General features: G+C 61.9%; 7 protein-coding genes. 4 read left to right on the top strand and 3 right to left on the bottom strand.

Annotated features, from left to right (window positions below):
* Positions 1-315: 315 nt before the first annotated feature.
* Positions 316-1,671, top strand: coding sequence for a neutral/alkaline non-lysosomal ceramidase N-terminal domain-containing protein (locus tag JNK74_21875; GenBank protein ID MBL7648835.1), 1,356 nt, complete (start codon positions 316-318; stop codon positions 1,669-1,671).
* Between the two features lie 38 nt (positions 1,672-1,709).
* On the opposite strand, the gene JNK74_21870 is transcribed toward JNK74_21875, so the two are convergent.
* Entirely contained in the window at positions 1,710-2,069 is a 360-nt protein-coding gene (locus JNK74_21870) for a four helix bundle protein (GenBank protein MBL7648834.1), read from the bottom strand.
* A gap of 83 nt (positions 2,070-2,152) precedes the next feature.
* On the bottom strand, positions 2,153-3,199 hold the full coding sequence (locus JNK74_21865; GenBank protein ID MBL7648833.1) for an aldo/keto reductase: 1,047 nt from the start codon (positions 3,197-3,199) through the stop codon (positions 2,153-2,155).
* A gap of 208 nt (positions 3,200-3,407) precedes the next feature.
* Here JNK74_21865 and JNK74_21860 point away from each other — a divergent pair, with 208 nt between their 5' ends.
* Positions 3,408-6,794: a serine/threonine protein kinase gene (locus tag JNK74_21860; protein ID MBL7648832.1), complete on the top strand. Its 3,387-nt coding sequence runs from the start codon at positions 3,408-3,410 to the stop codon at positions 6,792-6,794.
* A gap of 53 nt (positions 6,795-6,847) precedes the next feature.
* Here the strand turns inward: JNK74_21860 and JNK74_21855 are convergent, their stop codons facing one another.
* Positions 6,848-7,741, bottom strand: coding sequence for a DUF1559 domain-containing protein (locus JNK74_21855; GenBank protein MBL7648831.1), 894 nt, complete (start codon positions 7,739-7,741; stop codon positions 6,848-6,850).
* 245 nt (positions 7,742-7,986) lie between these two features.
* On the opposite strand from JNK74_21855, the gene JNK74_21850 reads away from it, so the two are divergent.
* A complete protein-coding gene (locus JNK74_21850; protein MBL7648830.1) occupies positions 7,987-9,954 on the top strand; it encodes a DUF1592 domain-containing protein in 1,968 nt (655 codons plus the stop codon).
* A complete protein-coding gene (locus tag JNK74_21845; GenBank protein MBL7648829.1) occupies positions 9,951-11,315 on the top strand; it encodes a DUF1552 domain-containing protein in 1,365 nt (454 codons plus the stop codon). Before JNK74_21850 ends, JNK74_21845 begins: the two co-directional genes overlap by 4 nt.
* Positions 11,316-11,324: the final 9 nt, after the last annotated feature.

The following is an 11,324-nucleotide window of genomic DNA, read 5'->3' as shown; positions in this document are numbered from 1 at the left end:
GTTCTTGGTTAGCTACCCAAGATTGGAACGAATGCGTGGTCGCATTTTCAATTTACAGAACATATGCTACGTCATCCACAGGGGCCCTCCAACTTCTCTCCCTTGTTCTGTTTTCTCCGTGCCTCTTTGTACTCCGTGGTCAGCAAGCTTCTTGCCGGTTGCGGAAAACAACAGAGATCATGATTGCTGCCGATGGCTGCTCCAGACTCTTTCGAGGGTCGCCAATCTCGTCGACGCCTCAGTTGGCGAAGTATTACCACACGACATGCCTCGTGGAGTATGGTGAACGGGGTCATAACCAAAAGGAGTCCCCCCATGGGCCGCACGATACTTGCTCTTGTACTGGTAGTTGTCGGGGTGAATGCCGCGCACGCGGAATTGAAAGCCGGCGCCGCAAAGCGGAGTATCGTGCCCCCCTTTCCCACCCAGATGGGCGGCTACTTTGATCGCAAGGACAACTTTACCGGCGTGAGCCGACCCGTGATGGTTCGGGCGCTGGTGTGCGACAACGGCGAGACGGGGGTGGCTCTTGCCGTGGCGGATCTCATTGCCGTTTCACGCAATCTGGTGGAGGGTATCCGCGCCAAGGTGTCGGAGATAACCGGGCTCAAGCCCGAAAGCATTCTCGTTTCCGCGACGCACAGCCACTCCGCGCCGTCGGGTTTCCAGGGATCTGGACTGCTTGGACCCGCCGAGGACGTCCGGTTGACAGAGTTTCTTATTGACGAGATCGCCGGTGCGATCATCGATGCCCACGCCGCCATGCGCCCGGCCGCGCTCGGCTTTTCCTATGGCCGCCTGGACGGCGTCACGGTGAACCGCCAGCAGAACAATGATGTGGTCGATCCCGAGGTGGGCGTGCTCAAGGTGCAGGAAAAAGGCACGCGCAATACCATCGCCACGCTGGCCAATTTCACGGGCCATCCCGTCATTCTCGGCGGAGATAATCTGCTGCTATCCTGTGAATACCCCGGTGTGGCCTGTGAAACGGTCGAGAATGTGGTCGGTGGCGTCGCCATCTTTACGCAAGGCGCCTGCGGCGATGTAACCATGAAGCGCAGCGGCCCGCCCTTTGAGGAAGTGACCCGGATTGGCCGTGTGGTGGCGGGCGAGATTATTTCCACCTCCGAACAGATCACGCCCGGCGAGGAGACCGACCTGCGGAGCCACTGGGAGCCGGTGACTGTGGAACCGCGCGCGTTGCCAACCCCGGCGGATGCGGAGGCGGCTATCGCCGTCGCCGAGGCGGCCCACAAGGCCGCCGTGGACGCCGGGAAGCCGGAATACATCGTGAAAGATCTGAGTCGCGAGATTAGCGCCTCCAATACCACGGCCTCCGTTGCCAGAGCAGCCGCCGAACGGCCCGACAGCCTGCAGGCGGCCACCCAGGCGTCGGTGCACGTGATGCAGATTGGCCCTCTGGTGGCGGTCGGCATTCCCGGCGAGATCTTCGTCGAGTACGGCCTGGAAATGAAGCGCCGCGTCGCTCAGGATGTGAAGCGGCCCATGATCCTCGTGGGCTATGCCAATGACTATATTGGTTACATCATCACGCCCCGGGCCGACGCCACCGGCGGCTACGAGAAGGCGATTTCCCGCGTGGCCCCCACGGCGGGCCGCACGCTGGTCGAGGCGGCCATGGCGGCGGTACGATTGATAGTTGATAGTTGATAGTTGATAGTTGATAGTTGATAGTTGATAGCTTGGACTTAAGGGGTTAACGATTTTGAAGATTTTATAATCGATGTAAGTAGCTTAATTAGTTCGACCAGATCCGCCAGTAGAGATTGAGCACCTTTGCTGTCCAGAATTTCAGATTGTTCGAGGAGCTCGATCCAGTATTCAGTTTCCTTCGCTTCTTTAAGTGCAATGGCGAGTTTGTGGACGAAGTCCGGTTTGCTTTCGGCCTGCTCCGCCTCCCTTATCAGTGCGCCAATTGCTGTTCCAGCGCGCAATAGCTGTTTGCTGAGAACGTACTCCCGTTTCTCATCGCACAGGTGCTTGTACGCTTTCACGATTCGCAAGGCAAACGCGAAAGACTTTGTATGAAGCGCCCCCGGTTTCTCCATCGATGCAGACTCCCGAATTGCCACTATCAACTATCAACTATCAACTATCAACTATCAACTATCAACCATCAACTATCAACTGCTCATACCGTCTCCAGTTTTGTCACCGCCTCCTGCAAATACGCCTTCTCCGCGAAGGAAGCCAGCAGCATCCGATCTTCATTGGTCAGCGTGGTGTCGGCATTGATGGTGGCGATGTTGGCATCCAGATCCCCAGGCACCGACACCCCGATATTGAGCAGGTGAATTCGCGAGTCGTTCAGCACCCAGCGGATTGCCGCGGGCGGAAGCTTCTTTACCGCTTCGCGGTCATAGTCCGGGACCAGCGCCGCGGCGTTATGGCCGAAGATGCTCGCGCCCATGACTTTCATCGCCAGGATGCCCATGTTAAGTTCGCTTGCCTTGGCCACACAGAGATCGCGGTTGGCGACCGAGCGATTCGAGTGAAGGGTGTTGTAGCCTTTGTGGAAGTAACCAAATTCGATGAGGAGCGTGTCAAAGGTATTCGTGGCGATGAGCTTGTACATCTCCTCGAAGCGGGAGTGCCCCGTGAGGCCGATATAGGTGAACAGCCCCTCGTCCCGCATCTTCACCAGCTCCTCCACGAAGGGCATGCAGCCGTCGTAGCCCTGCTGCTCGATCACGGGGCCGTGCAACTGCATGCAGTCCACCTTATCCATCTTGAGGGTGGCGAGGGACTCCTCCACGCTCTTGCGGACTTCCCCGGACGAGCCCACCAGCACCTTGGAGGCGACATAGATATCACCGCGCACGTCGGCCAGGGCCTCGCCGAAAATCTTCTCGCTGTCGCCGTAGATTCGCGCGGTATCAAAGTAGCGCAGGCCCTTTTCGTAGCCGAGGCGCACCATCTTCACTCTGGCCTCATAGCTTCCGGCGTCGATACCGTAGTAGTCGTCCTCCCAGGTCATGAGCGGCGCGCTGCCATAGGCCAGACGGGGTAGTTCCAGGCCCGTGCGGCCAAAAAACCGGGTGGGCATGTTGCCCGTGCCCCGAAGCGCGGCCCCGGCCGGTTTGTCCGATGCGCCCGCGGCGCCCGCCGCCAGCACGCCGGTGGCGATCCCCGCCTGAATAAAGGCCCGTCGGCCGATGGGTTGTCTCGATTTATCCATGAAGCGCATCCTTTCCGCGTTGTGGAAGTGTCCATGACCATCATGGCACGGGACCGGTCCGCGTGTAAACCACTACGGAGCCGCCTGGACCCAAGAATCCGATCGAAAACACGGCTGGCGTTTCGGTTATTTTTTCGGTAGTATGGTAGCAGCGCACTGACTTTGTTTTCGGAAGTATTTCGGATTGTTTCCGGGCTGGGAGGGAACGATGCAGAGCAATTTTGACGCGGTGGTTTCCGCGTTGAGCGTGCGCATGTTCCATGTGCCTCCCGCGAGCATTGAAGAGGCCATGGCGCTGTCCCAGTCTTCGCCCGATCTCTCTCTTCTGGAAACTCTTTCCGAACTGGGGCACCTCCGCAAAGAAGAAAAGCGCCTGCTCGAGGATCTCTCCGAAGCGATCCAACGCCACGAACTGGCCACAGAAAGCGGATATCCCGCCGACTTGCTTAAGCGCGGGGCTTCTCCCCTGGACACGCTGGCGCGCTTCCGGGACCTTGCCGATCCCGAGCCCGGCTTGCGGAAACAGGCCCGTGAAGAGCAGCGCTATGAAGTGCGCCACGAACACGGGCGGGGAGGCATGGGCCGAATTCTGGCCGTCTGGGACCGGCGCATGCATCGCGAGGTCGCCCTGAAGGAGTTGCTGACCGGGGACTCCGCCGGCGATGGTCGGGTGGTGGCCCGATTTCTCCGCGAGGCCCGCATCACGAGCCGGCTCCAGCATCCTTCCATCATCCCGGTTCACGAAATTGGCGTGCGCGAGAACGGCGCGCTCTATTACACGATGAAGCTGGTGCGGGGGCGAACCCTGCGCGATGCGATCAAAGCGTCGCCGAAGCTGGAATCGCGGATGGCGCTGTTGCCCCATTTCCTCGGCCTCTGCCAGGCTATCGCATATGCCCACGCCCACGGTGTTATCCACCGTGACATCAAGCCAAGCAATGTCATGATCGGTGAATTCGGCGAGACCCAGGTGATTGACTGGGGCCTTGCCAAAGAAGTGGGGAGCGCCGAGGCGACCGGTAAACCGGCCGTCTTTGAAGGCGAAGACGCCTCCGGGCAAGAGCTGACCATGGCGGGGCAATTACTCGGTACTCCCCACTATATGGCTCCCGAGCAGGCGGCCGGAAAACACGACGAGCTGGATGAGCGGGCCGATGTCTACGCCCTGGGCGCGGTGCTGTACGAATTGCTTACGGGCAGTCGCCCTTATCAGGCCTCCACGGGGCTGGAGGTGCTCCGAAAGTCGGCGTCCGAACCGCCGTCACCCCCGGAGCGCTTGTGTCCCGAAGCGCCCCCCGCCCTGATCGCCGTCTGCCGTCGCGCCATGGAGCGGGAGCCCTCCGCGCGCTATGCCTCCGCGTCGGAGCTGGCGGAAGAGATCGCGCTGTACCAGGCGGGTGCGCGGGTGCGCGCCTATGAGTACGGAACCGCCGAACTTCTGGGCCGCTTCCTCCGGCGGCACCGGCCCGTCGTGGTTACCGTCTGTCTCGCGCTGGGCCTCCTCTGCGGCCTGGGAATCTATTCGTACATCAGCCTCAGCGCCCGTCATGCCGCGGAGCACGATCTCCGGGTCAGTTCGGAGCGCAAGGGGTATGACCTGTCGATTTTGACGGCCCAGCGCGCCCTGGAGGAGAACCGCTATTCCGAAGCGCGCACGGTACTTGCGGCCTGTCCGCCCGACTATCGCGACTGGGAGTGGGGCAGGCTTTCCTTCGCGCTGGATCGGATTCAGTCTGTCGGCCAGCTTGGGGACGGCTGGCTGGCTTCCGCGGAGATATCGCCGGATGGCCGCCATATCCTGACGGTGAGCGACGCGGGGGCGGTGGATCTTTGGTCCCTTCCGGCCCTGGCGCATGTCCGCGCGTATGACGCGGTTGGCGCGGTCGGCGCGTCCGACGTCACGCCTGTTTTTCGACCGGGGGGCGAGGAGTTCGCCCTTCACCTGACCGGTCGGGGCGCGGTGCGCTGGAATATCCTGTCGGCGGCCCCCATCGCGTCCTACGCCCTGGATACGGGTGATAGGGGCAATGCCCTGGCCTATTCGCCCGATGGCCGCTTTCTGGTTGCGGGTGCCGCCGGCGGCCAGATCCATCGGTGGGACCTGGCGTCGGGCGAATCGATGTCGGTGCTGATTTCAGAGTCCAGTATTTTGAACGGATTCGCCTTCTCACCCGACGGCCGCTGGCTTGTGTCCGCTGGCGAGTCGGGCCTGCTCCAGGTGTGGGACTGGGAGCGGGGAGAAGCCGTCCAGAACCTCGAAGCGCACCTGACCAATCTGCAAACGGGCACCCAGGGCGCGCTGCGTGTTGTCTTTAGTCCAGACGGCAGCCTGATGGCTTCGTCCGGTTGCGACGCCAACGCCAAGCTCTGGAATACAAGTGACTGGTCGCTCCAGAGCACGCTGGACGGGCATACGAAAAAGGTCGTTGGGATCTATTTTTCCCCCGATAGCGCCTTGATCGCCACCCATTCCGAGCGGGGGGTCAAGCTCTGGGATACCCGGACCGGGACGGAGAAGCCGACCGGAATACGCTGTGATCGGAATATCCGGCGGGCCGTATTCGAACCCGACGGTCGCCATCTGGTGACCGTGGAAGGCTCGGCCTGCGCCACCCGCTGGGATCTCGAGTCCCCCGGGAAGGGTGTCTTTCTTGTCGGTCACACTTCGGAGGTCAACGCCGTACGATTCAGTCCCGATGGTCGCTATCTCGCCTCTTCGGCGGGGCACTGGCTTTCGGGCGGGGACAACCGGGTGCTCCTCTGGGCGATGGAGTCCGATGGGGGGCGTCTTCCTTCGGCGCCACTGCGGGTACTTGAGGGTGACGGGCGGTGGACCAATCACCTCGCATTTCTTCCCAATTCCGATCTTCTGACCGGGGCTGACGCCGATTGCAAGTACATCACCTGGAACTGGACGACAGGGGAACGGGTGACTGAACTGGTGGTGCCGGAGTATACCAATGGCGCCCGCTGTGTGGACTACAGTTCCGACGGCAGCCTCATGGCCACCGCAGGGTGGGGTCAGGGCCAGCCCGAACTCAGCACGGTACAGATCTGGGACGCCACTACCCAGCGCCGATTGCGCGATCTGACCGGGCCGACTGGATGCGTTGATTCCGTCGCCTTCAGTCCCGACGGCACCCGGGTTGCCGGCGGCAGTCGCGACGGCGGTTTGTATATCTGGGACGTGCGCGAAGGAACGCTGGTCTCCAAACTGGAGGGAGACGAGGGCTGGATCTATGGCGTAGCCTTTTCAAGTGACGGCGCACTTATCGCAGGTTCCTCCAACGCCTCGCCCGTCCTGATTTGGGATGCAAGAACTGGTGAATTGCGCCAACGGCTGGAGGGCTTGAAAGTGCGCGCCAGCAAGGTTGCCTTTAATCCCGATGGCACCCGTGTGGCCGCCTGCGACGAGACAATGGTGAAAATCTGGAATTTGGAAACCGGCGCCGCGCTTCTTACCCTCTCCCATGGCGCCCAGGACGTCGCCTTCAGTCCCGATGGACACATTCTGGCCACCGCCGGGCTGGATGGTCGTGTAGGCATTTTCGAAGCCGCGCCCTGGGACGGTGAATTGGTGGCGAAAGGAAAGTAATCTGGCGGCGCCGCATCGGTCTTTCCGATGCGGCGCCCCCGTCGTTACGGTCTTCAGAATCCGTCAAAGACGCGGTTGTAGCGCGCAAAGGTGCGGGCGCTCGCGGCCGTCACGGGGAATAGCTCCGCAGGGTACTTCACAAAGACGTCGTGGCCGTCCATGTACAGCACGTTGCAGCCGCCCGGTTTGTGCGGCACGTCGTTTTCCGCCGTTGTAATGTGGTCCCACATCACCGGCACGTGGCTCTGGGCCTGGGCGCTTCCCCCGGGATTGTTAATATCCGTGACCAGGAAGCGCTCGACGCCCTCGCGCAGCCGGAAGAGCGTATCGCCCCCACCCGCCTGCGATCCGGGAAAGGCGCTCGCCCGAAAATCCTGGTCATTTGCCGCGCCGAGGGTGGCGGCGTTTTGCGCCCCCAGATCACCCCAGGGGGTCCCGATGAAGTCCAGTTCCTCAAATTGCCCATTCTTCCCGGCGCCCAGCGTGTCCACTTTGGCGGCGCCGAGAATGTTCAAGTCGTCCAGTATCAGCCAGCCCGTATAGTCGTAGGGCTCCTTGGTCAATTCGCAGGCTTCGACTACCCCGTTGTTGTTGCCCCGCGCCCGATCATAGCGGTCCTGGGCGCTGGACTCGTTCATCCAGCTCGGGCAAAACACGACATTGACGTCGCTCAGGTACTCGGGAATGATCGCCTCGCCGTCGAAAATAGTGTCCGTTGATAACGCCCCGTTGCATTTCAGGGGTTTTCGCTGCGGGAACTTCTCGCTGCGGGACTCGTTGGCGTACATCTTGAAGGCCAGTCCCAGTTGTTTCAAATTGTTCTGGCAGGAGGCCCGCCGTGCGGCCTCCCGGGCTCTCGCCAGGGCTGGCAGCAGGATCGCCGCCAGTATGCCGATGATGGCGATTACAACCAGTAACTCGATGAGGGTAAAACCTTTACGCGACATGGTAAGCCACTCCATTTTCTGTCCGTTCGGTTGGGATCGACACGCAGTCCCTGGACAGGGGCCTGCCGGGTCGCCACGCCCGCCTGCTGCCGGCCGCGGGTCGTGATATCAGTATTGACAGATGTTAGACTAGCTTACTTTACAGATGGTTTCCGCTATGGCACCCGCGTTGGTAAACCAACGGTCGGGAAACGCCGCGCGCAGTTCGGGTGCATCCCGGACGTCCAGACTGCTATAGTGACACCATGAAACGCCGAATTTATTCAGAGCGCGGCGTTGCGGGCTTGCCGGGGCGCCGCATCGTGTGCGCCGGTGCGCTCAGCATTGCAGCGGCACTGGCGGGCGAAGGCTGCCAGAGCGTGCCCCCGGGCGAGCGCGCCGCACCACCAGAGCTGTCCGCCTCCGCGAGTCCGTCCAGCGAGTTCTTTGCGAAGCATTGCTATGACTGCCACGGGGCCGACGTACAAAAAGGGGGCTTGGACTTCGAGGCCCTGATCAAGGCGCACGGCGCGATCAACGACTTGGAACTCCTCGACAAGATCATTCAGGTGGTCTCCACCGGCGAGATGCCGCCCAAGAATCCGCCCGAGCCCGCCGAAGTCGAAGGTTTCGTTGCCGCGCTCCAGCAACAGCGCGAGTTACAGCTTGCCGCCATGAAACCCACCGCCGGGCGCGTTACCGTGCGCCGGTTGAACCGGGTGGAATACAACAACACGGTGCGCGATCTGCTTGGCGTCGAATCCACCCCGGCGGAGGCCTTTCCCCCGGATGACACGGGCTACGGATTCGACAACATCGGCGATGTCCTCACCCTTTCGCCCATGCTGGCTGAGAAGTATCTTGATGTGGCGGAGGAAATCGTGGGCGATGCGCTGGCCCGGGAGATGGCGGAGTATGGCAAGATCTCGCCCGCGAACCGCCGCATTCTGGTGTGCAATCACGCCATTCCCGAGCACGACGCCGTTTGTGCAGAGCGCATTATCAAGACGCTGGCTCCCCGGGCCTATCGGCGCCCGGTAACGAAGGACGAGATCGAAAAACTTGAGGCGCTCTACCAGTTGGCCATCGACTCGGGCGACGGTTTCAGCGAAGGGCTGGAACTGGCCCTCCAGGCCATGCTCGTGTCGCCCCACTTCCTCTTCCGCGTCGAAGGCGAGCGGGTCGCCGCCGACCCCGCCGCCGACTTTCGCGTCGCCAATTATGACTATGCCTCCCGCCTGTCCTATTTCCTCTGGAGCAGTATGCCCGATGAAGAACTGATGGCCTGCGCCCAGGATGGCACCATCCGCCATCCGCGCACCCTGCGCGACCAGGTGGGCCGGATGCTGCGCGATCCCCGGTCGAAGGCGCTGGCGGAGAACTTCGGCGGCCAGTGGCTCCAGATCCGCAACCTGAAGCGGGTCGATCCCGATCCGGGCAAGTTTCCCCAGTTCACCGACGATCTGCGGGAGGCCATGGCCACCGAGACCAACCTGTTCTTTGAATCGGTGGTGAAAGAAGATCGCAGCCTGCTCGAATTTATCGATGCGGACTACACGTATGTGAACGAAGCGCTGGCCAAACATTATGGGATCGACGGCATCGCAGGGCCCGAGTTTCAACGGGTCAGCGTGGATCCCAGTGTGCGCGGGGGCCTGCTGGGCCAGGCGAGCGTGCTGACGGTGACTTCGCTGCCCACGCGCACTTCACCCGTGATTCGCGGGCTGTGGGTGCTGGAAAACATGCTGGCTTCCGCGCCGCCACCACCGCCGCCGGACGTGCCGCCTCTGGACGAGGTGAAGATCGATTCCAGCGCCACGCTCCGCCAGAAGCTGGAGATGCACCGGGAAAACCCGAGCTGCGCGAGTTGTCACAACCGCATGGATCCCCTGGGCTTCGGCCTGGAGAACTACGACGCCATCGGCGCGTGGCGCACGGAAGACAACAGCCAGCCGCTGGACACTTCCGGCGTACTGCCCGACGGTAAGACCTTCGCCGGACCGGGCGAACTGAAGCGGGTGCTGCTGGAGCGCAAGACCGATTTTACTCGCTGCCTGACGGAAAAAATGCTAACCTATGCACTGGGCCGGGGTGTCGAAGATTTCGACACCCCCGTAATCGACGGCATCGTGGCGGGAGTCGAGCAGCGTGACTACCGATTCTCGGCGCTGATTTACGAGATTGTGCGGAGCTTGCCTTTCACCCGGCAGGAAATCGAAGCAGAGGCATCATGAGCAGTTATCTGACGAAGAAACACCTGGATCGTCGAACCTTTCTGCGCGGCATGGGCGCGGCCCTTTCGCTGCCCCTGCTGGACGCCATGGCGCCCGCGCGAGCCTTTGCATCGCAGGCGGTCACGGCGCCGATTCGCCTGGGCTTTGTCTATGTGCCCAATGGCGTGATCATGGATCAATGGACCCCGGCGGCGGAAGGAGTGGACTTCGTCCTTCCCAGGACGCTCGAGCCCATCGCCGCCCACCGCGGCGATGTTATCGTGGCCACGGAACTGGCCCACCTGAACGCCCGCGCGCTGGGTGACGGCGGTGGTGACCACGCACGGGCGTCGGCGGCCTTCCTGACGGGCGTGCACCCGAACAAGACGGCGGGCGCGGATATCCGCAACGGCATCTCGGTCGATCAGATTGCGGCGAAGCACCTCGGCGAACATACGCGCTATCCCTCGCTGGAGCTTACGGTGGAGCCCGGACGGCTGGCGGGCAACTGCGACTCGGGCTATAGCTGCGCCTACTCCAACAGCATTTCCTGGCGCACCGAGACCACGCCTAACCCCGCCGAGGGCAAACCCCGCGCGGTGTTCGAGCGGCTCTTTGGCGGCGAGGACAAGAAGTTGAGCCCGGAAGCCCTGGCGAAGCGCATGCACTACCGGGGCAGTATCCTCGATCTGGTGATGGACGACGCCCGGGCGCTTCAGCGCAACTTGGGCCCGACGGATCGTCGCAAGCTGGACGAGTACCTCTACGCCATCCGGCTGGTGGAACGGCAAATCGAGTGGAACGAGGCCCACGTGGCCGACAAGGCGCCCGACCTGGCCGTGCCCGAGAGTGCGCCGGAGACGTACGCGGAATACGCGCGGCTCATGTTTGACCTGCAGGTGCTGGCCTACCAGACCGACCAGGTTCGTGTAAGCACCTTCATGATGGGCATGGAAGGCAGCAACCGGGCCTATCGCGAAGTGGGTGTATCCGGCGGCCATCATGAAATCAGCCACCACCTGAACGACGAAGCCAAGATCGCGGGCCTGAGGGAGATCAACCGCTACCACATGGAGCAGTTCGCATACTTCCTCGACAAGATGAAGTCGACCCAGGACGGCGATGGCTCGCTCCTCGATCATTCTGTGATTGTCTATGGCAGCGGCATCAGCGATGGCAATGCCCACAGCCACAACAACCTGCCTGTGCTTATCGCCGGGCGCGCGGGCGGCAAGATCAAAACGGGCCGCCACATCAAGTACGCGCCCGACACCCCCATGACCAACCTCTATCTCAACGTGCTCGAATACGCGGGCTGCCCCACGGACAAACTGGGCGACAGCAACGGACAGCTCAACTACCTGAGCGGAATGGACGCGTAAAGCCGACAT

Source organism: Candidatus Hydrogenedentota bacterium (assembly GCA_016791475.1).
Lineage (GTDB): Bacteria > Hydrogenedentota > Hydrogenedentia > Hydrogenedentales > JAEUWI01 > JAEUWI01.
The sequence above is the reverse complement of the archived record's forward strand: the minus strand, read 5'-3'. Positions and strand labels throughout refer to the sequence as shown.